The sequence below is a fragment of the Planosporangium flavigriseum genome (assembly GCF_011947225.1).
GTDB classification, from domain to species: domain Bacteria; phylum Actinomycetota; class Actinomycetes; order Mycobacteriales; family Micromonosporaceae; genus Planosporangium; species Planosporangium flavigriseum.
On record NZ_JAATVW010000007.1, the window covers coordinates 62,945 to 88,827 of the forward strand.

Genomic DNA, 25,883 nt, shown 5'->3' on the forward strand with positions numbered 1-25,883 from the left:
TGGCCCCAGCGGACCACGGGTGTGAGCAGCCGGACGATCTTGAGGGCGTGACGCTGGCCGGAACCTCTCGTTGCTCCTATAGATGGACGAGCGCAGCGACTCTCATGGGCCGGCCGCAGGTGCTACGTACGCTGGGGTCGGCGGCCGTCTGTGGGTGGCGGCTGACCTGCGCGAGACGAGAATTGTCAGACCCCCCGGCTACAGTTGCTGCGGCACCGGGACGGGTGTGAATCCGGACAGATCAACTACTGAGGGCGGGCTGTGGCCGACCGACTGATCATTCGCGGAGCGCGGGAGCACAACCTGCGCGACGTCAACCTCGAGCTTCCCCGGGACGCGCTGATCGTCTTCACCGGGCTGTCCGGTTCGGGCAAGTCCAGCCTCGCCTTCGACACGATCTTCGCCGAGGGGCAGCGGCGCTACGTGGAGTCGCTCTCGTCGTACGCCCGGCAGTTCCTCGGGCAGATGGACAAGCCCGACGTCGACTTCATCGAGGGCCTGAGCCCCGCGGTCTCGATCGACCAGAAGTCGACCTCCCGCAACCCGCGGTCGACGGTCGGCACCATCACCGAGGTCTACGACTACCTGCGACTGCTCTACGCCCGGGTGGGTGAGCCGCACTGCCCGGTGTGCGGCGAGGCGATCGCCAAGCAGACCCCGCAGCAGATCGTCGACCGGGTCCTCGCGATGGAGCCGGGCACCCGGTTCCAGGTCCTCGCGCCGGTCGTGCGCGAGCGCAAGGGTGAGTACGTCGACCTCTTTGCCGAGTTGCAGTCCAAGGGCTTCGCGCGGGCGCGCGTCGACGGCGTGGTGCACCCGCTGACCGAGCCGCCCAAGCTCAAGAAGCAGGAAAAGCACACGATCGAGGTCGTCGTCGACCGGCTCGCGGTCAAGCCCAGCGCCAAGCAGCGGCTGACCGACTCGATCGAGACCGCCCTCAAGCTGGCCGCCGGTGTCGTCATCCTGGAGTTCGTCGACCGTGCCGAGGATGACGAGCACCGCGAGCGGCGCTTCTCCGAGCACCTCGCGTGCCCCAACGAGCACCCGCTCGCCATCGACGACCTGGAGCCGCGCAGCTTCTCGTTCAACTCGCCGTTCGGCGCCTGTCCCGAGTGCACCGGCATCGGCACCAAGAAAGAGGTCGACCCGGAGCTGATCATCCCCGACCCGGAGCGCAGCCTGCGCGAGGGCGCGATCCAGCCCTGGTCGGGTGGCCACACCCTGGAGTACTTCCTGCGGCTGCTGGAGGCGCTCGGCTCCGAGCAGGGCTTCAGCCTCGACACGCCCTGGCGGGCGCTGTCCAGCCGGGCGCAGAAGGCGATCATGTACGGCTCCGACGACCAGGTGCACGTGCGCTACCGCAACAAGTACGGGCGGGAGCGCTCCTACTACACCGGCTTCGAGGGCGTGGTGCAGTGGATCGAGCGCCGGCACGGTGACACCGAGTCCGACTGGTCGCGGGAGAAGTACGAGGGGTACATGCGTGACGTGCCCTGCGGCGCGTGTGGTGGTGCCCGGCTCAAGCCGGAGATCCTCGCGGTCACCCTGGACGGGCGCAGCATCGCCGAGCTGTGCAACCTGTCGGTGGGGGAGGCGGCCGAGATCCTCGGCCAGATGAAGCTGACCAACCGGCAGAAGTTGATCGCCGAGCGGGTGCTCAAGGAGATCAACGCGCGGCTGCGTTTCCTGGTCGACGTCGGTCTGGACTACCTGTCGCTGGACCGGGCGGCCGGCACCCTGTCCGGTGGTGAGGCACAGCGGATCCGGCTGGCCACCCAGATCGGATCCGGTCTGGTCGGCGTGCTCTACGTGCTCGACGAGCCCAGCATCGGCCTGCACCAGCGCGACAACCACCGGCTGATCGAGACCCTGAGCCGGCTGAAGAAACTCGGCAACACGCTGATCGTCGTCGAGCACGACGAGGACACGATCCGCACCGCCGACTGGATCGTCGACATCGGCCCCGGCGCGGGTGAGCACGGCGGCAAGATCGTGCACAGCGGTGCGGTGGCTGACCTGCTCACCAACGAGGAGTCGCTGACCGGGGCCTACCTGTCCGGGCGCACGAGCATTCCGACGCCGCAGACGCGCCGGCCGCGGACGCCCGGCCGGGAACTGACCGTGCACGGGGCGCGCGAGAACAACCTGCGCGACCTCACGGTGTCGTTCCCGCTGGGCCAGTTCGTCGCCGTGACGGGGGTGTCCGGCTCGGGTAAGTCGACGCTGGTCAACGACATCCTGCACGCGGTGCTCGCCAACCAGATCAACGGCGCGCGCCTGGTCCCCGGCCGGCACACGCGGGTCACCGGCCTGGAGCACGTCGACAAGGTCGTCGGCGTGGACCAGTCACCCATCGGCCGCACCCCGCGCTCCAACCCGGCCACGTACACCGGGGTCTTCGACCACATCCGCCGCCTGTTCGCCGAGACGGCCGAGTCCAAGGTGCGCGGCTACGGGCCTGGCCGATTCTCGTTCAACGTCAAGGGCGGTCGGTGCGAGGCCTGCGCCGGCGACGGCACCATCAAGATCGAGATGAACTTCCTGCCCGACGTGTACGTCCCGTGCGAGGTGTGCAAGGGCGCTCGGTACAACCGGGAGACGCTCGAGGTCCACTACAAGGGCAAGACCATCTCCGAGGTCCTGGACATGCCGATCGAGGAGGCGGCCGAGTTCTTCGAGCCGATCTCGGCGATCCACCGCCACCTGAAGACGCTCGTCGACGTCGGTCTCGGGTACGTGCGGCTCGGCCAGCCGGCGCCGACGCTGTCCGGTGGCGAGGCCCAGCGCGTCAAGCTCGCCTCCGAGCTGCAGAAGCGGTCGACCGGGCGGACGGTGTACGTGCTCGACGAGCCGACCACCGGTCTGCACTTCGAGGACATCCGCAAGCTGCTGCTGGTCCTGGAGAGCCTGGTCGACAAGGGCAACACGGTGATCGTGATCGAGCACAACCTCGACGTGATCAAGACGGCCGACTGGCTGATCGACATGGGCCCGGAGGGCGGCCACCGGGGTGGCACCGTCGTCGCGGCCGGCACGCCCGAAGAGGTCGCCGAGATCGCCGAGAGCCACACCGGCACCTTCCTGCGCCAGGTCCTCGATCTGGATGGCACGCCGGCCGGCGGCAGTGCCCAGGCGCGGGCCGAGAAGGCCAACGGGTCCGGGCGGTCGACGGAGAAGAAGCCGGCGGTCAAGAAGGCCGTGAAGAGCGCCCCTCGCAAGGCCACCAAGCGGACGGCGGCCGCGCGCTGACGCCCCCCAACCTGGGGTTGAGGCCCTCATGGACGGGGTGCCGGCCGGACCGCGCGGTTCGGCCGGCCGCCCCGCAGAGGCGATACCTCCGCAGCCCGAGCGTGGGAGCCGGGATCGGCTTACCGTCCGTAGTGAACTGGCCGGCTCCCGGCTGCGTAGATACGGACGAAAGAGGCTTCCCCATAACGATGAGGAGCAAAATGAGCGAGACGACCAGGCGTAACGTGCTGGCCGGTGCCGCCGGTGTCGGTGCCGCCGCCGTGCTGGCCGCGTGCGGTGGTAGTAACTCCGACACCGGGTCAACCGCGGATACCAACAACAACGCCGGCGCCAACCCGGCCGGGCCGGCAGCGCCGACCACGGCTGGCCAGCGGCAGGGTGGCCAGCAGGCCGGTGGTTCTGCGATCAAGACGAGCGACATCCCGGTCGGCGGTGGCAAGGTCTTCACCGAGCAGGGCGTGGTCGTGACCCAGCCGACCGCTGGCCAGTTCAAGGCGTTCAGCGCCAAGTGCACCCACGCCGGCTGCAACGTCAACAGCGTCTCCGGCGGCGCGATCAACTGCCCCTGCCACGGCAGCAGGTTCTCGGCGACCGACGGGTCGGTCCAGGCGGGCCCGGCGAGGTCGCCGCTGGCGGCCAAGACCGTCACGGTCAACGGCGACAGCCTCACCATCGCCTGATCAGGACGTTCATGGGCACCGCGACGGCCCGCTGGCCGCCGCGGTGCCCGTAAAAGATTCTTGACGTACTCGCGGGCTACGCTCGCATACGTGCCGGATCCGTCCACTTACCGCCCCGCCCCGGGAGCCATTCCCGATGAGCCCGGTGTCTACCGATTTCGCGACCCGTCCGGCCGGGTGATCTATGTTGGCAAGGCCAAGAGCCTGCGGCAGCGACTCAACTCATACTTCGCCGACACCTGGACGCTCCATCCGCGTACGCAACAAATGGTCACCACCGCCGCGAAGGTGGACTGGGTCACCGTCGGGACCGAGGTCGAGGCCCTCCAACTCGAGTACGCCTGGATCAAGGAGTACGACCCGCGGTTCAACGTCCGCTATCGCGACGACAAGACGTACCCGTACCTGGCGGTGACCCTCGACGAGGAGTACCCGCGGCTGCAGGTCATGCGGGGAGCCAAGCGGAAGGGGGTGCGTTACTTCGGGCCGTACGCGCACGCCTGGGCCATTCGCGAGACGCTCGACCTACTGCTGCGCGTCTTTCCGGCGCGTACCTGCAAGGCCGGCGTGTTCAAGCGGGCCAGCCGGATGGGGCGCCCGTGCCTGCTCGGCGATATCGGCAAGTGCTCGGCGCCCTGCGTCGAACGGGTCAGTGTCGATGAACACCGCCAGATCGTGCTCGACTTCTGCGACTTCATGGCCGGTAAGACCGACTCGCTGATGAAGCGGCTCGAGCGGGAGATGCAGGAAGCCTCCAACGAGCTGAACTTCGAGCTCGCCGCCCGGCTACGCGACGACCTGGCCGCGCTGCGCCGGGCGATGGAGAAGCAGGCCGTGGTCTTCGGCGACGGCACGGACGCCGATGTCGTGGCGTTCGCCGACGATCCGCTCGAAGCCGCGGTGCAGGTGTTCCACGTGCGCGACGGCCGGGTGCGCGGTCAGCGGGGTTGGGTGGTCGAAAAGACCGAGGAGCTCAGCCCGGGCGGCCTGGTCCATCACTTCTGCTCCCAGGTCTACGGCGAGGAGAGCGAGACCGGCGCCGCGAGCGGTGGGATCCCGCGCGAACTGCTGGTGCCGGAGTTGCCGGACGACGTCGACGCCCTGGCGGACTGGCTGTCGGCCCTGCGCGGCAGCCGGGTCACGATCCGCGTTCCACAGCGGGGCGACAAGAGGACCCTCCAGGAGACCGTGGCGCGCAACGCCCAGCAGGCCCTCGCACAGCACAAGCTGCGCCGGGCCGGCGACCTGACCAGCCGCAGCCGGGCCCTCGAAGAGATCGCCGAGGCGCTCGCCCTCGACAGCGCGCCGCTGCGGATCGAGTGCTACGACGTGTCACAGATCCAGGGCACCGACGTGGTCGCGAGCATGGTCGTGTTCGAGGACGGGCTTGCCCGCAAGAGCGAGTACCGGCGGTTCGCGATCACCGGGGCGACCGACGACGTGTCAGCGATCTCCGAAGTGCTGCGGCGCCGTTTCAGCCGGTACAAGCAGGCGTTGGCCGAGGCTGACGGTGCGGTGCCGGCGGAGCCGGGGGAGGAGGAACTGGAGACAGCCGACCGCCCCGGGGTCGATCCGGAGACGGGCCGGCCGCGCAAGTTTGCGTACCCTCCGCAGTTGGTCGTGGTCGACGGCGGCCAGCCTCAGGTCAACGCGGCTGCACGCGTCCTCGCTGGTCTCGGCGTCACCGATATCGCGGTCTGCGGGCTGGCGAAGCGGCTCGAAGAGGTGTGGATCCCCGACGACGACTTCCCGCTGATCCTCCCGCGCACCTCCGAAGGCCTCTACCTCCTGCAGCGGGTCCGCGACGAGGCCCACCGCTTCGCCATCACCTACCACCGGCAGAAACGCTCGAAGCGGATGATCGCCTCTGACCTGGACTCCGTGCCGGGCCTCGGTGAGGTGCGCCGGAAGGCGCTGCTCCGACACTTCGGCTCGCTCAAGCGCCTGAAGGAGGCGACCGTCGAGGAGATCGTCGAGGTTCCGGGGATCGGGCGGCGTACGGCTGAGTCGATCCTGGCCGCTCTTGACGCGAAGCAGCCGACCGGCGCCGAGGCTCCTGCCGACGGTGGAGCGGGCCCTGCCCAAAAGAGCCCGGTAGCCGGCCGAGGAGGCACAGTTCACGCCGCGGAGGACATGGCCGGCGCCCATGGCGCGCCGCAGGCCCCCTAGGATCGTTGCCGGGTTAGCCGTCCGCGAGAGGTCATTGTGACGAGTCGCGCGACGGGCGAGGGGGAAGCGTGACGCAACGAACGGCACCTACCGCGGATGCAACCGAGCCGCAGCGCTCGGAGACCGACCTGGTCATCGTGACGGGAATGTCCGGCGGCGGCCGCAGCACGGTGGCCAGGGCCCTGGAGAACGTCGGCTACTACGTGGTGGACAACCTGCCGCAGGCGCTCATGCTCGACATGGCCGAGCTGGCCTTCGCAGCCGGTGGTGCCGCCCGGCGTACCGCGATGGTCCTCGACGTCCGCAGCCGGGCCTTCTCCACGGATCTCGCCGGGGCCATCAAGGCGTTGCGGGAGCGCGGCTTCCACCCGCAGGTGGTCTTCGTCGACGCTGACGACGAGGTGCTGATCCGGCGGTTCGAGAGTGTTCGCCGCTCGCACCCGATGCAGGGCGAGGGTCGCCTGTCGGACGGCATCGAGGCCGAGCGGGAGCTCCTGCGGGAGGCGCGCGAGCAGGCCGACCTTTTCCTCGACACCAGCCACCTCAACGTCAACCAGCTCCGCGCGCGGGTCGAGGAGATGTTCGCGCCGGAGGACGCCCGCCGGCTGCGTGTCACGGTGTTGTCGTTCGGGTTCAAGTACGGGCTGCCGCCCGACGCCGACTTCGTGGTCGACGCCCGGTTCCTGCCCAACCCGCACTGGATCCCGGAGCTGCGCGAGCACAGCGGCCGGGAGGTGGAGGTCAGCCAGTACGTGCTGGGCCAGAGCGGCGCGGTCACGTTCGTGGAAACCCTGGCCCGGCTGCTCGGCTCGACCGCTCCTGGGTTCGAGCGGGAAGGTAAGCGCTACGTCACGGTGGCGGTCGGCTGTACCGGTGGCAAGCACCGCAGCGTCGCGATCGCTGAGGAGCTGGCACGGCGGCTGCGCGAGACGCGGATGGCCGCGTCCGCCCAGCACCGCGACCTGGGGCGGGAATGACCCATTCAGATGTGGTCCGGGTCGTCGCGTTCGGCGGTGGTCACGGGCTGTCGGCGTCGCTGCGCGCGCTGCGGCTGCTTCGCCAGCAGTGGAGCAGGTGTCCGCAGCGGCGCGAGTTAGACGTCACCGCGGTCGTCACGGTCGGTGACGACGGTGGCTCCAGTGGCCGGCTACGGGCGGAGCGGGGGGGCCTGCCGCCCGGCGATCTCCGGCAGGCTCTCGTCGCGCTCGCCGATGTCGACGAGCCGGCTCGCGATCTCAGCGCCGGTCTCTTCCAGTACCGCTTCGACGGGGACGGCGACCTGTCCGGCCACGCGGTCGGCAACCTTCTGCTGCACGGCTTGATGGAGATGCTGGGCGACTCGGTGGCGGCGCTCGACCACGCCGCGGGGATGTTGGGCTGCTGTGGGCGGGTACTGCCGATGTCCCGCCAGGAGGTCCAGATCGAGGCCGATGTGCTCGGCGCCGACCCGACCCGGCCCGACGAGGTGGTCGTCGTCCGTGGCCAGCATGCCGTCGCGCTCACCGGCGGGGAGGTCCAGCGGGTGCGCCTGCGGCCCGCGCAGCCGTCGGCGTGCGGCGAGGTGCTGGCGGCGGTCGAGGCGGCCGACTGGCTGATCTTCGGGCCTGGGTCGTGGTTCACCAGTGTGATTCCGCACCTACTCGTGCCCGACCTGGCCGCCGCCGTTGCCGCCAGCCGGGCAAAACGCCTGGTCACGCTGAATCTCGCGGCGGAGAAGGAGACGCATGGTCTTTCGTTGCCCGACCATTTGGCGGCTTTGACCCGTTACCTACCGGCCCTCCGGGTCGATGTAGTACTTGCCGACGGGAAAGCGGTTGGAGACCCTGAGCCCGTAAATCATGCGGCGGAATCGCTCGGTGCGCGACTGTCGCTCGCGCCTGTTGCGGCGTCTGATGGGTCTCCACGACATGACCCGGCCGCGCTCGCCATAGCCCTGGAGGCCGTGCTCGGTCCTCCATGATCGAGTCGGCCGCCCTGGGTTGGCGGTGGATACTGACGCACAGACAATGGATCGGCCCACGAGGTGACGACACAATGGCGATGACCGGCGCGGTCAAGGACGAGCTCAGCAGGGTCAGCGTGGCCAAACCCTGCTGCCGCCGGGCGGAGATGGCGGCGCTCCTGCGCTTCGCGGGTGGCCTGCACATCGTCTCCGGACGCGTGGTGGTGGAAGCGGAGTTGGACACCAATTCGGTGGCCCGGCGCCTGCGTACGGAGATCGCGGAGGTGTACGGCTACGCCAGCGAGGTGCACCTGCTGGCCTCGGGTGGGCTGCGTAAGGCCACCCACTTCATCCTGCGGGTCGTCAAGGACGGCGAGGCGCTCGCCCGGCAGACCGGCCTGCTCGACGTGCGTGGCCGTCCGGTCCGGGGGCTCCCGGCGCACGTCGTTTCGGCCAACATGTGCTGCGCCGTGGCCGCCTGGCGGGGAGCGTTCCTGGCCCACGGCTCACTGACCGAGCCCGGCCGCTCCTGCGCGCTGGAGGTCACCTGCCCGGGACCGGAATCGGCGCTCGCGCTGGTGGGCGCGGCGCGACGGGTGGGCATCACCGCGAAGGCGCGGGAGGTACGCGGCGTCGACCGGGTCGTGGTCAAGGACGGCGACGCGATCGGAGCGCTGCTCACCCGCATCGGCGCGCACAGCAGCGTGCTGGCGTGGGAGGAGCGCCGGGTCCGGCGCGAGGTCCGGGCGACCGCCAACCGGCTCGCCAACTTCGACGACGCCAACCTGCGCCGGTCCGCCCGGGCGGCCGTCGCGGCGGCCGCACGGGTGTCCAGGGCGCTGGAGATCCTGGGCGAGACCGCCCCGCATCACCTGTCCAGCGCGGGCCAGCTCCGTCTGGAGCACCGGCAGGCGTCGCTGGAGGAGTTGGGCGCGCTCTCGGACCCGCCGTTGACGAAGGACGCGATCGCCGGCCGGATCCGGCGGCTGCTGGCCCTGGCCGACAAGCGCGCTCGTGACCTTGGGATTCCCGACACCGAGTCCGCCGTCACTCCGGAGATGATGGCGAGCTGACATCGCCAGCGCCGCCGACGTATCGACGGCGGCGCTGGCGCTACGTTGATCAAAAATGGCCCCCCGCGCGGCGGGAAATTCCGACTGGCGATATCGTCACTTTGTTCGGCGACGAGCCGACTTGGGTCGCTCGCCGGGCGTCGCCGTCGCGTGGTGGGTCGGTCATTCGCGGTGGCACGGCCGCGGTCAGCGGCCAGTTCACTCTGGGCGGCCGGCCGCCAGGGGCGCCGGCGACACTGCGAGGAGATGTGTCCTGTGACCATCCGGGTTGGCATTAACGGTTTCGGCCGCATCGGCCGTAACTTCTTCCGCGCGGCTCTCGCACAGCGCGCAGACGTCGAGATCGTGGGCGTCAACGACCTCACCGACACCAAGACGCTCGCGCACCTGCTCAAGTACGACTCGCTGCTGGGCAAGCTGGACGCCGAGGTCACCTACGACGAGACGTCGATCTCGATCGACGGCAAGCGCATCAAGGCGCTGGCCGAGCGTGACCCCGCCGCCCTGCCCTGGGGTGACCTGGGTGCCGACATCGTTATCGAGTCGACCGGTCGCTTCACCAAGGCCGACGACGCGGGCAAGCACATCCAGGCCGGTGCCAAGAAGGTCATCATCTCCGCGCCCGCCAAGGGCGAGGACGTCACGATCGTGATGGGCGTCAACGACGACGCGTACGACGCGGCCAGCCATCACATCATCTCGAACGCGTCCTGCACGACGAACTGCGTCGCGCCGATGGCCAAGGTGCTGCTGGAGAACTTCGGCATCAACAAGGGCCTGATGACGACGATCCACGCGTACACCAACGACCAGGTCATCCTGGACTTCCCGCACTCCGACCTGCGCCGGGCCCGCGCCGCGGCCATCAACATCATCCCGACCACGACCGGCGCGGCGAAGGCTACCAGCCTGGTCATCCCGGAGCTCAAAGGCAAGCTCGACGGCATCGCGATGCGCGTGCCGGTGCCGACCGGTTCGGTGACCGACCTGGTGGTGGAGCTCGGCCGGGAGACCACCAAGGAAGAGATCAACGCCGCGTTCAAGGCGGCGGCCGAGGGTCCGCTGAAGGGCTACCTGCTGTACACCGAGGACCCGATCGTCTCCACCGACATCGCCAACACCCCGCCGAGCTGCACCTTCGACTCGGAGCTGACGATGGTCAACGGCACTCAGGCCAAGGTCGTCGGCTGGTACGACAACGAGTGGGGCTACTCCAACCGCCTCGTCGACCTGGTGAAGCTGGTGGGTTCCCAGCTGTGAAAACCCTCGACGACCTGCTCCGCGAGGGGGTACGGGGTCGGCGCGTGCTGGTACGCGCCGACCTCAACGTCCCGCTCGCCGACGGGCAGATCAGCGACGACGGTCGCATCCGCGCGGTGCTGCCGACGCTGACCGCCCTGCGCGACGCGGGTGCCCGAGTTGTGGTCTGCTCGCACCTCGGCCGCCCCAAGGGCGCGCCGGACCCCAAGTACTCGCTCGGGCCCGTCGCGAACCGCATGGCCGAGCTACTCGGTTCGCCGGTCGCGTTCGCCACGGACACGGTGGGCGAGAACGCCCGTACGACGGTCGACGCGCTCGGCGAGGGCGACCTGGCCCTGCTGGAGAACCTCCGGTTCAACCCGGGTGAGACCAGCAAGGACGACGAGGAGCGGCTGGCGTTCGCGCGCCAGCTCGCCGCGCTCGCCGAGTCCTACGTCGATGACGCGTTCGGCGCCGTGCACCGCAAACACGCCAGCGTGTACGACGTGGCGAAGCTGTTGCCGCACTACGCCGGCTGGCTGGTGCTGCGCGAGCTGGAGGTGCTGCAGCGGCTCACGAGTGACGACGTCGCCCGCCCGTATGTGGTGGTGCTCGGGGGCTCGAAGGTCTCCGACAAGCTCGCGGTCATCAAGGCCCTGCTGCCGAAGGTGGACAAGCTGCTGATCGGCGGCGGCATGTGCTTCACCTTCCTCAAGGCCCAGGGCCACGAGGTGGGCGCCTCGCTGCTGGAAGAGGACATGGTCGACACCTGCTGCGATCTCCTCGCCCGGGCGGGGGAGAAGATCGTGCTGCCCGTGGACATCGTGGTGGCCGACCGCTTCGCCGCCGACGCCCAGACCCGGGTCGTGCCGGCGGATTCGATCCCGGAGGGCTGGCTCGGCCTCGACATCGGTCGTGAGTCGGTGGCCGTGTTCGCCGACGCGCTGCACGGCGCCAAGACGGTCTTCTGGAACGGGCCGATGGGCGTGTTCGAGCTGGAGCCGTTCGCCGCCGGTACCCGCGGGGTTGCCGAGGCGATCACCAAGGTCGACGGGTTCACGGTGGTCGGCGGTGGCGACTCGGCGGCTGCGGTGCGCAAGCTCGGCATCCCCGAGGACGCTTTCGGTCACATCTCGACCGGTGGCGGCGCGTCGCTGGAGTACCTCGAAGGCAAGAGGCTTCCCGGTATCGAGGTGCTTGAATCATGAGCGCCGCGACCGCCCGCCGGCCCTTGATGGCCGGCAACTGGAAGATGAACCTCAACCACCTCGAGGCGATCGCGCTGACGCAGAAGCTGGCGTTCAGCCTCACCGAGAAGCAGCTCACGGACGTCGAGGTGGTGGTGCTGCCGCCGTTCGTCGACATCCGCAGCGTGCAGACCCTGGTCGACGGCGACAAGCTGATGATCGGGTACGGCGCGCAGGACCTGTCGCCGCACGTCTCCGGCGCCTACACCGGCGACATTTCCGGCGGGATGCTGGCGAAGCTGGGCTGCCAGTACGTCGTCGTCGGGCACTCCGAGCGGCGCCAGTACCACCACGAGGACGACGCGCTGGTCGCGGCGAAGGTCAAGGCGGCCCTCACCAACGACCTCATGCCGATCCTGTGTGTGGGGGAGGGGCTCGAGGTCCGCGAGGCCGGCAACCACGTGGCGCACACGACTGCCCAGTTGGATGCGGCGCTGAAGGGGCTCAAGCCCGACCAGGTGGAGAAGGTCGTCGTGGCCTACGAACCGATCTGGGCCATCGGGACCGGCAAGACAGCCACCCCCGAGGATGCCCAGGAGGTGATCGGCGCGCTGCGCAACCGGCTCGCCGACCGCCACGGCAACGTCGCCGACCGGGTGCGCATCCTGTACGGCGGATCGGTGAAGGCCAACAACGTCGCGTCGATCATGGCGCAGCCGGACGTGGACGGCGCACTGGTCGGCGGGGCGAGCGTCAACGCCGACGAGTTCGTCCGTATTTGCCGTTTTAAAGAGCACTGATCCTGTACTGAACGGGCAAGGCGCGATCCGTACGGATCGCGCCTTGCCCGGTACGTCGCCGGGCGTGCTGGCGCGCGGCGATGGCACGCGTCCGGCTATCCTGTGAAACGCCGCACCCGCGCGCACTAGTGAGAGGACCCGCACCGCCATGATGGCGTTCGCCTACACCCTGATCGTGCTGCTCGTGCTGACCAGCATGCTGCTGACCATGCTGATCCTGCTGCACCGGGGCAAGGGCGGCGGTCTGTCCAGTATGTTCGGCGGCGGCGTCTCGTCGAGCCTCGCCGGCTCCTCGGTGGCCGAGAAGAACCTCGACCGCTACACGGTCCTCGTCGGGATCATCTGGTTCGCCTGCATCGTCGGCCTCGGCCTCTGGCTGAAGCTGGCCCAGAACGGGGCATCGTAACGACGCCGATCGTTCTACACTCATGCGCGCGACCCACAACCACGGGCCGCGCGCATTTTTGCGCAGCGCTCCTGCACTCGCCGCCCCCGGACGACAGGAGAATCAGCAGTGGCAGCTGGTAACACCATTCGCGGTAGTCGCGTGGGCTCCGGACCGATGCGCTGGTTGGAGGAGCGGAGCGACGAAGTCCCGCGCCGATCGGTGACGTACTGGTGCGCCAGCGGGCACGCCACGTCGCCCTCGTTCGCGGCTGATGTCGCGCCGCCGCCGGTGTGGGACTGCCCGCGATGCGGACTCCCCGCCGGACCGGACGAGAACAACCCGCCGGACACCCCACGCACGGAGCGCTACAAGAGCCACCTCGCGTACGTCAAAGAACGCCGCAGTGACGCGGATGCCGCGGCGATCCTCGCCGAGGCCCTCGCGCGCGTGCGGCAACGCCGCGGCCGCTAGGGCGCGACGCCGGGGGCGTCCCCGCGCTGATCAGCGCGGGGACCGGAAGCGGGGACCGATCTCGGCGGCTGCGGCCCGGTCCAACAGCCAGAGGGTACGGTCGACGCCGTGTACGCCGGCGGCCGGTACCTGTACCGGGCCGGCGCCCGACAGTGCCAGCCGGACGGCGCTCGCCTTGCCTGCTCCGGAGGCGATCAGCCACACCTCCTCGGCGGTGTTGATCGTCGGTAGCGTCATCGTCAACCGCACCGGTGGCGGCTTCGGCGCTCCCCGTACCGCCGCGACCGGTTGCGTCTCGTACGCCACCGGGTGCTCCGGGAACACCGACGCCACGTGCCCGTCCTCGCCCACGCCGAGCAGCAGCACGTCGAAGTGCGGCAGCGGGGCCGTGCCGGGCCCCGCGGCCCGCGCCAGTTCGTCGGCGTACCGCGCGGCCGCGGCCTCCGGATCGGGACCGTCCGGACCGTCGGAGGGCGGCATCGGGTGCACCCGCGCCGGGTCCAGCGGCAGCGCGTCGAGCAGGGCCTGCCTGGCCTGTAGCTCGTTGCGGTCGGGGTCGCCGTGCGGCACGAAGCGTTCGTCGCCCCACCACACGTCCACGTGTGACCAGTCCACGGCGTCTCGCGCCGGGCTGTCCCGGAGTGCCCGGTACACCGCCGCGGCGATCGTGCCGCCGGTCAGTACGACACTCGCCTCGCCGCGCTCCGCCTGCGCGTCGATCAGCCGGACCGCCAGCCGCGCGGCGACCGCCTGGGCGAGCAGGTGCGCATCCGCGTGCACGATCACGCTGGCTTCGCTCAAGAGTGCTCCTCAGGTAAAACCGTGGACACGCGGGCCAGTCCGACCCGCGTGTCCACGATCAGGTGATTACTCGCCGGCCGGGGCCCTGGTGTCGCCCTCGGCCTCCATCTCGCCGGTGACTCTGGCGGCCCCAGTGGGGCTGGTGGTCTTGGGCGGTTCGGCGGCGGGACCGGAGTAGCCGGTCTCGCCGGTGTCGATGGACCTGACGGTCGCGCCAGCCGCGCTGGTGTCAACGGTCGCGCCCGTCTCCCCGGTCGCGCCGGTGTCGCTGCCGGCGACGTTGGCGGTGTCCGGCCGCTCGGCGAGGGCCGGGTCGTGCCAGACGTGTACCCGGTGCGGGGAGCGGCCCTGGAACCCGTTGATGCCGGTGGCCGAGGCAAGCGCGGCCGCGTACGTCGGATCCGGGTCCAGCCGGCGCAGCTCCTCAGCCAGGTCGTCGCCGAGGGACCGCTTGGAAAGCGGCAGCGCGCGGTCGGGAAGCCCGGTGCGGCGCACGACGACCGAACCGTTCTCGCGCTCGACCTTGACCGTGCCGCCGTCCCGCATCTGCATCGTCACGCCCTGCAGGTACTGCGCCCCCGACTCCGGCCGCGTCTCCGGGACGATGCCCAGGCGTGACCGCAGCCAGCCGCCCATTAGCATCGCGCTCGGATTGTTCTCCGGCGCGTCGATGGTGATGCTGGCCGGCAGGGAGTGCGCGGCGTCGAAGACGCTCGCGACCAGGGTGCGCCACGGCGTGATGCGCGTCCACGCGAGATCCGTGTCGCCCGGAGCGTAGTCCTCGGCCCGCTCCCGCAGCGCCTCGAGCGGATCGTCGCACTGCATCGTGTCGGTGATACGACGCTCGGCGACCACTCCCAGCGGGTCGTACGCGATCCGGTCCGGCGGAGCGCACCGCCACCAGGTGACCACTGGTACGTCGGACGCCAGCAGCGGCATCACGACGGATTCGGCATGCAGCGCCAGCCGGCCACGCATGCGCATGACGACCGCCTCGCACGGGCCGAGCCGCCCACCGACGACGACCTCCGCGTCGAGCCGGGACCGCGCGTGGGTGACCTCGTCGCGGACGACGATGAGCAGCCGGCACGGGTGTTGGGCGGCTGCGACAGTCGCCGCCGCCTCCGCGGCACGGACCTCCGACTCCTCGGTGACCACGATGAGGGTCAGGGCCAGCCCGCTCGTGACACCCCCGGCGGAGCGACGCTCCGCGGCCAGCGCCTTGACGACCGCGCTCCCGGTCGTGTCCCAGAGCCCGATCATGACTTCTCCTGAGCAGTTGTCACAGCGATCTCGGTCATGGACGCCGCCAGGTGCGACCGGTACGGGCGAGCATCTCGTCCGCGGCGCGGGGGCCCCATTCGCCGGCGCGGTACGGCGCGGGCTTGGTGCCCGCCCACGCCATTTCGAGGGGGTCGACGACCTTCCAGCCCGCCTCGACCTCTTCGGCGTCCGGGAACAGCGTCTTGTCGCCGAGAAGCACGTCCAGGATGAGGCGCTCGTACGCCTCCGGGCTGGTCTCGGTGAACGCCTCGCCGTACTGGACGTCCATCGTGATGTCGCGGACCTCCATCGTGGTCCCGGGCACCTTGGAGCCGAACTTCAGGGTGACGCCCTCGTCGGGCTGCACGCGGATCACCAGTTGGTTGGCGCCGAGCATCTCGACGTCGGACGGCGCGAACGGCAGGTGGGGCGCCCGCTTGAACAGCACGGCGATCTCGGTGACCCGGCGGGGGAGCCGCTTGCCGGCCCGAATGTAGAACGGCACGCCGGCCCAGCGCCGGTTCTGGACGCCGAGCGTGAGCGCCACGTACGTCTCGGTCGTGGAGTCCGGCGGCACGCCCTCTTCGTCGAGGTATCCCGGCACCCGCTCACCGGCGACCCAGCCCGGCTGGTACTGCCCGCGTACGGTGTCGCGGGCGACGTCGTCGGGCAGTTTGACCGCGCGCAGTACCTTGAGCTTCTCCGTGCGGATCTCGTTGGCCGAGAAGCCCGTCGGCTCCTCCATCGTCACCAGCGACAGCAGCTGGATCAGGTGGTTCTGCACCACGTCCCGCGTGGTGCCGACCTTGTCATAGAACGCCGCCCGGGTGCCGATGCCGACGTCCTCGGCCATCGTGATCTGGACGTGGTCGACGTAGAGCGAGTTCCACACCGGCTCGAACAGGGCGTTGGCGAAGCGCAGCGCCAGGATGTTCTGGACGGTCTCCTTGCCCAGGTAGTGGTCGATGCGGAAGACGTCGTCCGGCGTGAACGCGTGGTCGACCAGGTCGTTGAGCTGCTTGGCCGACGGCAGATCGTGGCCGAACGGCTTCTCCACGACGACCCGCCGCCAGCCGCCCGACTTCTGGTTGTCGCTCATGCCGGTGCGCTCGAGCTGCTTGAGCACCACCGGGAACGCCGACGGGGGGATGGACAGGTAGAACGCGGCATTGCCTTCGATGCCGTGCGTGGCGCGCAGCTCGTCGAGGGTCTCGGCTAGCCGGTCGAACGCCTCGTCGTCGTCGAACGAGCCGGGTACGAACTTGATGTTGCCGCCCAGCCGGTCCCACACCTCATCCCGCCATGGGGTACGGGCGTGCGCCTGCGCCGCCTTGCGGGCCAGGCTCGCGAAGTCCTCGTCGCCCCAGTCGCGCCGGGCGAAGCCCAGCACGACGAATCCTGGTGGCAGCAGCCCCCGGTTCGCCAGGTCGTACAACGCCGGAATCAGCTTCTTGCGCGACAAGTCTCCGGTGACCCCGAAGATCACTAGAGCGCAGGGCTCCGGAATCCTCGGCAGCCGCCGATCCTGCGGATCACGTAGCGGGTTGTTCATCGTGCCACCTCACCGCTCTCAACGGCACTCCAGTCGCTCATCGCGCCGGCCTTTCTCAGGAAATCCAGGGGAGTTCATTGGCAGCGGCGAGCAGCCTGGCCGCGCCCGCCTTCCGGTCGGTCAGGTGAAGTCGCACCAGCGGCCGCCCCCGGCGGGCCAGCGCCGCGCGGTCGCCGGCCGCCTGCGCGGCTTCGAGTTGCCCGAATGTGTACGGCCGGCCCGGTACCGGCAGATCCTCGGACACGGCGCCGGTGATCTGCAGGAAGGCGCCGGTCTGCGGACCACCCTTGTGGTACTGCCCGGTCGAGTGCAGGTACCGCGGGCCCCAGCCGAAGGTCACCGGGCGCGGGGTGTGGCCGGCCAGAGCGGCCCGTACCTTCGCCGCGTCGGCCTCCGCGAATCGGTCCAGGAAGGCCAGCACCGCGAGGTATCCGCCCGGGGGCAGCCGGCCGAGCAACCAGCCCAGCGCCTGGTCCACCGTCGAGGCATGCCCGAGGTCCGTGCCGTAAACCTCGATCGTCCCGTCGGTGAACGCCGGTCTCTCTTCGGGGAGCCCCGAGGAGAGGATGCGCTGCGTGTTTTCCTTGCTCTCGGCCACGTTCGGCTGGTCGAACGGATTGATCTGAAGCAACCGCCCGGCGACCGCCGTCGCGTACTCCCAGGCCAGGAAGTGCGCGCCGAGCGGTCCGTTGACCGCGATGTGCGGCGTGATCCCGCCACCCGGCACCGACTCCGGCGGCAGCGAACCGCCCACCGTGACGGTCAGGACGTCGTCACCGGTCGCGCCGGGCGCGTCGGGCGACTCGACGACCACCGGCAGGATGCCGCGACCCTGCTTGCCGGTGGACTCGGCGATGAGCTGCTCGATCCAGTCACCCAGCCCGACGATGCCGGTGCCGTCGGAGACCAGGGCCAGCTTGTCCCGGCCGGCCAGAGCGGCCGCGGCGAGGGCCGCGCCCAGCGACAGCGCCGGGTTCTCGGCGTCGCTGGCCAGCGACGCCGAGAAGTCGTCGGCCTCGTCGAGCAGCTCCGCCACGTCGACGCCGGCCAGGGCGGTCGGTACGAGGCCGAAGGCGGTCAGGGCGCTGTACCGACCGCCGACGTTCGGATCGGCGAGGAAGAGGTTCGCGCCCATCTCGTCGGCGATCGCCTCGAACGGTGATCCGGGGTCGGTGACGATCACGAAGCGCGAGCCGCCGCCGGGTAGCCCGGCGTCCTCGAACGCCTTCAGGTACGCGCGGCGGTGGCTGTCGGTCTCGATCGTGCCGCCGGACTTGCTCGACACGACGACGACGGCGTTGGCGAGCCGATCGGTCAGCGCCGCGCGTACCTGGTGCGGGTCGGTCGAGTCGAGGATGGTCAGGTCCACGTCGAGCGTACGGGCGATGACCTCCGGGGCGAGCGAGGAGCCGCCCATCCCGGCGAGTACGACATGGTCGATTCCTATGGATTCCAGTTCGGCGTGGAGTTCGGCCAGCGCGGGCAGCATCTCCCGGCTGTGCCGGAACGTGTCGACCCAGCCCAGCCGGATCTTCGCCTCGGCCTCGGCTTCCGGACCCCACAGGGTGGGGTCCTTGGCGGCGAGCCGCTCCGGTACCCGGTCGGCGGTGAGCTGTGCCCGAGCGTCGGCCGTGCCGGGCACCGCCTTCGCGCCGTAGACGGCAAGTCCGGCCGCCGCCTCGACTTCGAGCAGTCCACTCATCGAAGGATCTTCCTGGCCGAGTCTCCTCGGGGTGTCGTCACGTGGCCGGCCTCGCCCGGCCGCCGTGCCGCGTGCTCTGCCGGACCGCTCGGCTCACTGCTGCGCTTCCGTCTTCGCGCAACCCGCGGCGGCCTTGCCGGGGTCGGCAGCGCCCGACTTCGCGGCGTCCAGCGACTTGGTGACGCCTTCGAGAAGCTCGTTCCAACTGGCCGCGAACTTCTCGACGCCCTCCCGCTCCAGCACGCCGACCACGTCGTCGTAGTCGATGCCGAGCCGCGCCAGGTCGTCAAGGACCTTCTGGGCTTCGGCGTAGTAAGGGGTGATGGTGTCGCCGCGGACCTCGCCGTGGTCGGCGAAGGCGTGGATCGTCGCCTCCGGCATCGTGTTGACCACACCCGGCGCGATGAGCTCCTCGACGTACATCACGTCGCGGTACTCCGGGTTCTTGGTGGAGGTCGACGCCCACAGCGGCCGCTGCGGACGGGCACCGGCGTCGGCGAGAGCCTGCCAGCGGTCGGTGCCGAACACCTTCTCGTACCGCTGGTACGCCAGCCGCGCGTTCGCGATCGCCGCCTTGCCCTTCAGCGCCCGGGCCTCCGGGCTGCCAATCTTGTCGAGGCGCTTGTCGACCTCGCTGTCAACCCGCGACACGAAGAACGAGGCGACCGAACCGATCTTGGAAAGGTCGTGGCCGTTGGCCTTCGCCTGCTCCATGCCGGCCAGGAACGCGTCCATGACCTGCTCGTACCGCTGCAGGCTGAAGATGAGCGTCACGTTCACGCTGATGCCATGGGCGAGCGTTTCGGTGATCGCCGGGAGCCCTTCGAGCGTGGCTGGAATCTTGATGAACAGGTTCGGCCGGTCGACCAGCCACCACAGCGCCCTGGCCTCGGCCGCGGTACGCGGGGTGTCATGTGCCAGGCGCGGGTCCACCTCGATGGAGACCCGGCCGTCGATGCCCCGGGAGACCTCGTACGAGGGGTGCATCACGTCGCAGGCCCAGCGCACGTCGTACGTGGTGAGCATGCGGGTCGCCTCCTCGACGTCGACGCCCCGCGTGGCCAGATCCTTGATCTGCTCGGCGTAGACGTCGGCGTCGCTGAGGGCCTTGGCGAAGATGGTGGGGTTGGTGGTCACTCCGGACACATGACATTCGCGCCGCAGCTTGTCCAGCCCGCCGGTGACGAGCCGCTCCCGGGAAAGGTCGTCCAGCCAGATCGCCACCCCGGCCGCCTGCAGCTGTGCCAGCCTGTCGGTCATCGTCACTCCCTGAATTCAGTTGGTTCAGTTGCCGGTCGTCTCGCCCTTGATCAGGCTGCTGCGCGCCAACGAGGCGTGGGCGGCCGCCACGACCCGATCCGGGGTGAAGCCGAACTGCTCGTACAGCACCTTGTACGGCGCGCTGGCCCCGTAGTGTTCAAGGCTCACGACCTCGCCGGCGTTGCCGACCAGGTCGCGCCACGGCATCGCGATGCCGGCCTCGACGGCCACCCGTGCGGTGACCCCCGACGGCAGCACCTCCTGCTGGTACGCCCGGTCCTCGGCGCGGAACCACTCCTGGCAGGGCATCGACACCACCCTGGTCGGCACGCCGTCGGCCTCCAGGCGCTCGCGGGCCTCCAGGCACAGGTGCACCTCCGAGCCGCTGCCCATCAGGATGACCTGCGGCTGGCCGTTGGACGCGTCGACGAGGGTGTACCCGCCGCGCGTCAGCCCCTCGGCCGAGGCGACCTCCGTGCGGTCGAGGGTCGGCACGTTCTGGCGGGTCAGGGCCAGGGCGGTCGGCCGGTCGGTGTGTTCGAGGGTCATCCGCCAGGCCCACACGGTCTCGTTGGCGTCGGCGGGCCGGACCACGTCGAGGCCGGGGATGGCGCGCAGCGCGGCCAGATGCTCGACCGGCTGGTGGGTCGGACCGTCCTCGCCGAGGCCGATCGAGTCGTGGGTCCACACGTAGGTCACCGGCAGCTTCATCAGCGCGGCGAGCCGGACCGCCGGGCGCATGTAGTCGCTGAAGACCAGGAACGTGCCGCCGTACGGGCGGGTCGGGCCGTGCAGCACGATGCCGTTGAGGATCGAGCCCATGCCGTGCTCGCGGATGCCGAAGTGCAGGGTGCGGCCGTACCATCCGCCCGGGAACGCGTCGGTGGCGTGCTCCGGCGGGACGAACGAGGGCTCTCCCTCGATCGTGGTGTTGTTGCTCTCCGCGAGGTCGGCCGAGCCGCCCCACAGCTCCGGCAGCACCGGCCCGATCGCGTTGAGCACCTTGCCGGAAGCCGCCCGGGTCGCGAGCCCCTTCGAGTCGGCGGGGAACTCCGGCAGCGCCTCGGTCCAGCCCGCGGGCAGTTCCCGCTTCAGCATCCGGTCCAGCAGCGCCGTGCGGTCCGGGTTGCTCTCGCGCCAGGACTCGTAGCCCTTCTGCCAGTCGGCGTGCAGCTGCCGGCCGCGCTCGATGAGCTCGCGGGCGTGCCGGAGAACGTCCTCGTCGACCTGGAAGCTCCGGTCGACGTCGAAGCCCATGATCTTCTTGGTCGCGGCGATCTCCTCGGCGCCCAGCGCGGAGCCGTGCGACTTGCCGGTGTTCTGCTTGTTGGGCGCCGGCCAGGCGATGATCGTGCGGAGGTTGATGAACGACGGGCGGTCGGTCTCCGCTTTCGCGGCCTCGAAGGCCTGGTACAGCGCCTCGACGTCCTCGTGGTAGCCGTCCTCGCCGCGCCAGTTGACCTCCTGGACATGCCAGCCGTACGCCGCGAAGCGCGCGGAGACGTCCTCGGACAGCGCGATGTTCGTGTTGTCCTCGATCGAGATCTGGTTGTTGTCGTAGACGACGATCAGGTTGCCCAGCTTGAGGTGGCCGGCGAGGGAGCCCACCTCGTGGCTGATGCCTTCCTCAAGGTCTCCGTCCGAGCAGAAGGCGTACACGAAGTGGTCGAACGGGCTCTCGCCCTGCGGCGCGTCCGGGTCGAACAGCCCGCGCTCGCGGCGCGCCGCCATCGCCATGCCGACCGCGTTGCCGACGCCCTGGCCGAGCGGGCCGGTCGTGGTCTCGACGCCGACCGTGTGGCCGAACTCGGGGTGGCCCGGTGTGAGCGAGCCCCACTGGCGCAACTGCTGTAGATCCTGCAGGCTCAACCCGTATCCGGAAAGGAAGAGCTGGATGTACAGGGTGAGGCTGGAGTGCCCCATGGAGAGCACGAAGCGGTCCCGGCCCAACCAGTGCGGGTCCGTCGGGTCGTGCCGCAGGACCCGCTGGAAGAGCAGGTAAGCCGCTGGTGCCATGCTCATGGCCGTACCGGGGTGGCCGCTACCGGCCTCCTCAACCGCGTCCATCGCGAGGGCGCGGACCGTGTCGACCGCGCGCCGGTCGAGGTCGGACCAGTTCAGCTCAGTCACAGTGGTGCTGCTCCTTCCGGGGCCCCAGGGGCGGCGAGGCGCGGATGCGTCGTGGGTTGTCATTGATCACCCTACCCACCTGGTTGCCGCGCAATGCACCGGTCGGTCAGTAATCGCTGATGGTTAGGGAAGTGGCGGCGCGCCACAGTGTGACCTCGCCCGCAATGTCCGCCGGGTCGGCATCTGAACAGCCCGGATGGTGTTCTACGATTCGTTGTCTCATACGTGCGGTTCTTGTGGTTCGGCCCGCACGTCAAGCCGATGCCGGAAGGTGGCAATTCCGCGTGACATTCCTGCCCGTCCGGTCAGTTTTACAGGGGTGGCAGCGGTGAGCACGCTCGCCGATCGCGCCCCGTCCGCCGCGGAGCCGGCGGTCCAGACCAACGGAGAGGCGCCGGTACGGCCGACCGTCATCCGCGAGGTCATCACCCCGCGTTCACGGCCTTCGGCCGTGTTCCGGGCCTACCTGGCGCTGACCAAGCCGCGCATCGTTGAACTGCTCCTGGTCACCACCGTGCCGGCGATGCTGCTTGCGCGCCGTGAGGTGCCGTCGCTGTGGCTGATGCTGGTGACGCTGGTCGGAGGCGCGCTCGCCGCCGGCGCGGCCAACGTGATCAATTGCTACATCGACCGCGACATCGATCCGTTGATGCGCCGTACCCGCAAGCGGCCGCTGCCGGCGCACACCATCGCGCCACGGTCGGCCCTGATGTTCGGCCTGATCCTCGCGGTGATCTCAGTGGCGCTGATGGCGGCGTTCACGAACCTGCTCGCCGCGGGGCTGACGGCGATTGCCATCGCCTATTACGACCTCGTCTACACGATGTGGCTCAAGCGGACGACTCCTGCCAACACCTTCTGGGGTGGCGTCTGCGGCGCCATGCCGGTGTTGATCGGGTGGGCGGCGGTGACCGGCAGCCTCGCGTGGCCGGCGTGGGCGATGTTCGCGGTGGTGTTCCTGTGGCAGCCGCCGCATTTCTGGGCCCTCGCGATCACCTGCAAGGACGACTACGCCCGGGCCGGCATCCCGATGCTCCCGGTCGTGGCCTCGCTGCGGAAGGTCGGCCTGCACTCGGTCGTCTACACCTGGCTGACCCTGGCCGCGTCGATGGCGCTGTGGGCGCTAGGCATGAGCCCCCTCTACGGCGTGACCGCGCTCATCGCCGGTTTGCTCTTCGTTCTGGAGGCGCACCGGGTATACGGACGGGCCCGCCGCGACGAGCCCCTCAAACCGATGCGACTGTTCCACTGGTCGACGACGTACCTGACGATCCTGTCGGTCGCGATCTCGGTCGACGCGCTGATTCACTGAGACGCGCCGACCCGGGTCGCCGAGACGCGCCGATCTCTGAGCAGAATGGGGTACTTCGCCTGTTTTGCTCATGAGTCGCCGCGGTTTCTCGTCAACTTCCTTCGTGGCGTGTCGTGCGTGTCGCGCGGGTCGTGGATGTCGTAGGTCTGACGCTGCGGCCGTGAATGGTCCGTTTTTGCCCGAAATGCGATAGGGCTAAAATTTAAACGTCATTTCATGGTCAAGTTATGGTTCTCACAATTCGTGTTTGGGTGGCTCCACATTCACGATCGCTGTGGTTACGGTGTCGTTCATGGCAGATGGTTCCGGTAGCACGATGACCCTTGATGCGCCTGTAGACGGAAGCCTGGTGGACGGCCTGAAGTCGTTCGCCGGCGACCACGGCGGAGCCAAGGCGGTCATCGAGTACGTCGGCCGGCGCGGTGCTCGCATCGTGCTCGTCGGCGAGGACGGCGCGTGGGGTGACCAGTTCGCCCCCAGTACCGATATAGCCCGGTCGGCCTGCATCCAGGCCGGCATTGCCGTGGAGAACCAGTGGGAGCGCGAACTGATCGAGCAGATGCGTCCGAACAATGACCTCTGGCGTTCGATGGGTCGTCGGTCCCTCGCACGATGATTGAAAGGAAACCCCCCTTCGGCGCGACCCGGGCGGATGCCCGGGTCGCTCTCGTTACATGCGGGGAACTGCCCGATCTGGAGCCCGACGACCGCCTCGTGATCGAGCCGCTGGCCGACCGTGGCGTACGCGCCGAGCCGGCGGTCTGGGATGACCCCCGCGTCGACTGGGCCGGCTATGACCTGGTCGTGCTGCGCTCACCGTGGGACTACGTCAGCAGGAGGCCCGCGTTCGTCGAGTGGGCCCACCGCGTGCCGCGGCTGGCGAACCCGGCCACGGTGGTGGCGTGGAACACCGAGAAGACGTACCTGGAGCTGCTCGCGGCCGCCGGCGTGCCGGTCGTGCCGACCGAATGGGTGCACCCCGGAGACTCCTGGGGCCCGCCCGCCACCGGCGCGTACGTCGTGAAGCCGGCGATCAGCGCGGGCAGTCTCGACACCGGTCGCTACGACCTCGCCGATCCGGGTCATCGCGTGCTCGCGGCTGCCCACGTCGCGCGGCTACAGGCGGCGGACCGGCTGGTCATGGTGCAGCCCTACCTGACAGCGGTCGACAGCGACGGCGAGACCGCCGTCCTGTTCATCGGAGGCACGTTCAGCCACGCGATCCGCAAGGGGCCGATGCTGGCGGGGCCGGACACTGCGGAGGCCGGGCTGTACCGCCCAGAGCAGATCACCGCCCGCGAGCCGTCACCCGCTCAGCTGGAGGTGGCGGGGAAGGCTCTCGCCGCCATCCCGGGCGGTGTCGACAGCCTGCTGTACGCCCGCGTCGACCTCATCCCCGGCCCGGACGGCTCCCCGATGTTGGTCGAGTTGGAGCTCACCGAGCCGTCGCTGTTCCTGAGTCGGTCCGCCGGCGCGGCGGAGCGGCTGGCGGACGCGATCGCGGCCCGGGTTCTTACCTGATCACCGAGAGTTTGCGGCGCTGTGACGCCGCAAACTCTCGGTGATCAAGGATGCCGCAAACTCTCGGTGTTCAAGGATTAGGCGTGCGGCCGGGCGAGCGTCGGCGGTAGCGCCTCGGACGCCGGAGCGGGCTGGTGGGCCGGTGCCGCCTGAGGTGCCGGCGGGGGCGCTACCGCCGCGCCCGGCCGGGTCGTCTCCAGGACGGCGAGGGTGGCCACCCAGACCGCGGCGGCGCCGATCATGTGCAGTCCGACGGCGAGCGCCGGCAGGTGCGTGAAGTACTGCACGAAGCCGATGACGCCCTGCGCCAGCTCGACTGCGATCAGCCATTCGGCCGCCCGCCGCGCCCGAGCCGGGGCGCCCGCGGCGCGCAGCGCGTACCAGAGGGCGACCGACAGACCGAGCAGCAGGAAGACGAGGTCGGTGTGCAGTTGCGAGATCTCCTGCGGGTCCAGCCCGGTACGCCGGGCGCCGGCGTCACCGGCGTGCGGGCCGCTGCCGGTGACCACGGTGCCAACCGCCAGCACGGCCGCCGCGACGATCACGGTCAGCCGGGTGAGCGTCCGCAATGGCCGGGCGAGCGCGGCGCCGGAAGGCGCGCCCGCCGTGCGTACCCACAGCTGATAGGCCGCGGCGATGACCACCATGGAGGCCAGGAAGTGCAGCCCGACCACCCACGGGTTGAGGTTGGTCAGCACCGTGATGCCGCCGATGACCGCCTGGGCCGGGATCTGGGCGAGCACCAGCGCCGACCACAGCGTCAGCGGGCGGCTCCGCGGCCGCTGGCAGAGCGCTGAGACCACGCAGGCCAGCGCGAGCAGGGCGACCACGAACGTGAGGCTCCGGTTGCCGAACTCGATCATCCCGTGCACACCCATCTCCCGGGTGGTGGTGTACGAGTCGGCCGTGCAGCGCGGCCAGGTGGGGCAGCCGAGGCCGGAGCCGGTCAGCCGGACGGCGCCTCCGGTGCCCACGAGACCGATGTTGGCCAGCAGGGACGCGAGCGCGAGGCGGCGGAGAACCATGGGCGTGCCGAGAACCCGGCGGATGAAGCTCACGAGGCGATCGTACTGACCTCAGCCCGGGCGACCACGCTTCGTGGTGATCGGCCGGGGTGGGAGTGGCCTGAGTCACCGGACAACCG

General features: G+C 69.8%; 20 protein-coding genes and 1 pseudogene. 14 read left to right on the plus strand and 7 right to left on the minus strand.

The window, feature by feature from the left end:
* Positions 1 to 261 precede the first annotated feature (261 nt).
* From uvrA to HC028_RS12540, 11 genes are all read left to right on the plus strand, one after another.
* The gene (gene uvrA / locus HC028_RS12490; protein ID WP_168076707.1) at positions 262 to 3,249 is read left to right on the plus strand and encodes an excinuclease ABC subunit UvrA; all 2,988 of its coding nucleotides are present in this window, start codon (positions 262 to 264) and stop codon (positions 3,247 to 3,249) included.
* A gap of 200 nt (positions 3,250 to 3,449) precedes the next feature.
* A complete protein-coding gene (locus HC028_RS12495) occupies positions 3,450 to 3,929 on the plus strand; it encodes a Rieske (2Fe-2S) protein (protein ID WP_168076709.1) in 480 nt (159 codons plus the stop codon).
* A 90-nt stretch (positions 3,930 to 4,019) separates the two neighbouring features.
* Positions 4,020 to 6,098: an excinuclease ABC subunit UvrC gene (uvrC, locus tag HC028_RS12500; protein WP_168076711.1), complete on the plus strand. Its 2,079-nt coding sequence runs from the start codon at positions 4,020 to 4,022 to the stop codon at positions 6,096 to 6,098.
* 68 nt (positions 6,099 to 6,166) lie between these two features.
* Positions 6,167 to 7,075, plus strand: a complete 909-nt coding sequence (gene rapZ / locus HC028_RS12505) for an RNase adapter RapZ (protein WP_275408233.1) — start codon at positions 6,167 to 6,169, stop codon at positions 7,073 to 7,075.
* The gene (locus HC028_RS12510) at positions 7,072 to 8,058 is read left to right on the plus strand and encodes a gluconeogenesis factor YvcK family protein (RefSeq protein ID WP_168076713.1); all 987 of its coding nucleotides are present in this window, start codon (positions 7,072 to 7,074) and stop codon (positions 8,056 to 8,058) included. Before rapZ ends, HC028_RS12510 begins: the two co-directional genes overlap by 4 nt.
* A gap of 74 nt (positions 8,059 to 8,132) precedes the next feature.
* Positions 8,133 to 9,113: a DNA-binding protein WhiA gene (gene whiA / locus HC028_RS12515; protein ID WP_168076715.1), complete on the plus strand. Its 981-nt coding sequence runs from the start codon at positions 8,133 to 8,135 to the stop codon at positions 9,111 to 9,113.
* A 255-nt stretch (positions 9,114 to 9,368) separates the two neighbouring features.
* Positions 9,369 to 10,373 (plus strand): type I glyceraldehyde-3-phosphate dehydrogenase, encoded by a 1,005-nt coding sequence (gap, locus tag HC028_RS12520; RefSeq protein WP_168076725.1) that lies wholly within the window; start codon positions 9,369 to 9,371, stop codon positions 10,371 to 10,373.
* A complete protein-coding gene (locus tag HC028_RS12525; RefSeq protein WP_168076727.1) occupies positions 10,370 to 11,560 on the plus strand; it encodes a phosphoglycerate kinase in 1,191 nt (396 codons plus the stop codon). Before gap ends, HC028_RS12525 begins: the two co-directional genes overlap by 4 nt.
* Entirely contained in the window at positions 11,557 to 12,339 is a 783-nt protein-coding gene (tpiA, locus tag HC028_RS12530) for a triose-phosphate isomerase (protein ID WP_168076728.1), read from the plus strand. Before HC028_RS12525 ends, tpiA begins: the two co-directional genes overlap by 4 nt.
* Positions 12,340 to 12,487: 148 nt before the next feature.
* Entirely contained in the window at positions 12,488 to 12,745 is a 258-nt protein-coding gene (secG, locus tag HC028_RS12535; RefSeq protein ID WP_168076729.1) for a preprotein translocase subunit SecG, read from the plus strand.
* A 108-nt stretch (positions 12,746 to 12,853) separates the two neighbouring features.
* Entirely contained in the window at positions 12,854 to 13,198 is a 345-nt protein-coding gene (locus HC028_RS12540) for an RNA polymerase-binding protein RbpA (protein WP_168076731.1), read from the plus strand.
* Positions 13,199 to 13,228: 30 nt separating this feature from the next.
* On the opposite strand, the gene pgl is transcribed toward HC028_RS12540, so the two are convergent.
* The 6 genes and pseudogenes from pgl to tkt form a co-directional block, all read right to left on the minus strand.
* On the minus strand, positions 13,229 to 13,999 hold the full coding sequence (pgl, locus tag HC028_RS12545) for a 6-phosphogluconolactonase (RefSeq protein WP_168076732.1): 771 nt from the start codon (positions 13,997 to 13,999) through the stop codon (positions 13,229 to 13,231).
* A 273-nt stretch (positions 14,000 to 14,272) separates the two neighbouring features.
* Positions 14,273 to 15,262: pseudogene (locus HC028_RS12550) on the minus strand (glucose-6-phosphate dehydrogenase assembly protein OpcA); the annotation flags it as partial.
* Positions 15,263 to 15,296: 34 nt separating this feature from the next.
* Positions 15,297 to 16,814: a glucose-6-phosphate dehydrogenase gene (gene zwf / locus HC028_RS12555; protein WP_168076733.1), complete on the minus strand. Its 1,518-nt coding sequence runs from the start codon at positions 16,812 to 16,814 to the stop codon at positions 15,297 to 15,299.
* A gap of 55 nt (positions 16,815 to 16,869) precedes the next feature.
* Positions 16,870 to 18,516: a glucose-6-phosphate isomerase gene (locus HC028_RS12560; protein WP_168076734.1), complete on the minus strand. Its 1,647-nt coding sequence runs from the start codon at positions 18,514 to 18,516 to the stop codon at positions 16,870 to 16,872.
* Positions 18,517 to 18,609: 93 nt separating this feature from the next.
* Entirely contained in the window at positions 18,610 to 19,776 is a 1,167-nt protein-coding gene (gene tal / locus HC028_RS12565) for a transaldolase (protein WP_168076735.1), read from the minus strand.
* 24 nt (positions 19,777 to 19,800) lie between these two features.
* Positions 19,801 to 21,843 (minus strand): transketolase, encoded by a 2,043-nt coding sequence (gene tkt, locus HC028_RS12570; protein ID WP_239075402.1) that lies wholly within the window; start codon positions 21,841 to 21,843, stop codon positions 19,801 to 19,803.
* A gap of 391 nt (positions 21,844 to 22,234) precedes the next feature.
* On the opposite strand from tkt, the gene HC028_RS12575 reads away from it, so the two are divergent.
* From HC028_RS12575 to HC028_RS12585, 3 genes are all read left to right on the plus strand, one after another.
* Positions 22,235 to 23,218 carry a heme o synthase gene (locus HC028_RS12575; RefSeq protein WP_308442034.1) on the plus strand — a complete coding sequence of 328 codons (984 nt, stop codon included), beginning with the start codon at positions 22,235 to 22,237 and terminating at the stop codon, positions 23,216 to 23,218.
* Between the two features lie 292 nt (positions 23,219 to 23,510).
* Positions 23,511 to 23,834: a hypothetical protein gene (locus HC028_RS12580; RefSeq protein WP_168076738.1), complete on the plus strand. Its 324-nt coding sequence runs from the start codon at positions 23,511 to 23,513 to the stop codon at positions 23,832 to 23,834.
* A complete protein-coding gene (locus HC028_RS12585; RefSeq protein ID WP_168076739.1) occupies positions 23,831 to 24,739 on the plus strand; it encodes an ATP-grasp domain-containing protein in 909 nt (302 codons plus the stop codon). Before HC028_RS12580 ends, HC028_RS12585 begins: the two co-directional genes overlap by 4 nt.
* 77 nt (positions 24,740 to 24,816) lie before the next feature.
* Here HC028_RS12585 and HC028_RS12590 read toward each other — a convergent pair whose 3' ends face one another.
* Positions 24,817 to 25,764: a COX15/CtaA family protein gene (locus tag HC028_RS12590; protein ID WP_168076974.1), complete on the minus strand. Its 948-nt coding sequence runs from the start codon at positions 25,762 to 25,764 to the stop codon at positions 24,817 to 24,819.
* Between the last annotated feature and the right edge of the window lie 119 nt (positions 25,765 to 25,883).

Bases quoted from the DNA above. Each gene is read 5' to 3' on its own strand.
- HC028_RS12495 (WP_168076709.1), top strand. From the start codon at position 3,450: ATGAGCGAGACGACCAGGCGTAACGTGCTGGCCGGTGCCGCCGGTGTC.
- HC028_RS12510 (WP_168076713.1), top strand. From the start codon at position 7,072: ATGACCCATTCAGATGTGGTCCGGGTCGTCGCGTTCGGCGGTGGTCAC.
- whiA (WP_168076715.1), top strand. From the start codon at position 8,133: ATGGCGATGACCGGCGCGGTCAAGGACGAGCTCAGCAGGGTCAGCGTG.
- tpiA (WP_168076728.1), top strand. From the start codon at position 11,557: ATGAGCGCCGCGACCGCCCGCCGGCCCTTGATGGCCGGCAACTGGAAG.
- secG (WP_168076729.1), top strand. From the start codon at position 12,488: ATGATGGCGTTCGCCTACACCCTGATCGTGCTGCTCGTGCTGACCAGC.
- zwf (WP_168076733.1), bottom strand. From the start codon at position 16,814: ATGAACAACCCGCTACGTGATCCGCAGGATCGGCGGCTGCCGAGGATT.
- HC028_RS12560 (WP_168076734.1), bottom strand. From the start codon at position 18,516: ATGAGTGGACTGCTCGAAGTCGAGGCGGCGGCCGGACTTGCCGTCTAC.
- tal (WP_168076735.1), bottom strand. From the start codon at position 19,776: ATGACCGACAGGCTGGCACAGCTGCAGGCGGCCGGGGTGGCGATCTGG.
- tkt (WP_239075402.1), bottom strand. From the start codon at position 21,843: ATGGACGCGGTTGAGGAGGCCGGTAGCGGCCACCCCGGTACGGCCATG.
- HC028_RS12580 (WP_168076738.1), top strand. From the start codon at position 23,511: ATGGCAGATGGTTCCGGTAGCACGATGACCCTTGATGCGCCTGTAGAC.
- HC028_RS12585 (WP_168076739.1), top strand. From the start codon at position 23,831: ATGATTGAAAGGAAACCCCCCTTCGGCGCGACCCGGGCGGATGCCCGG.
- HC028_RS12590 (WP_168076974.1), bottom strand. From the start codon at position 25,764: ATGGTTCTCCGCCGCCTCGCGCTCGCGTCCCTGCTGGCCAACATCGGT.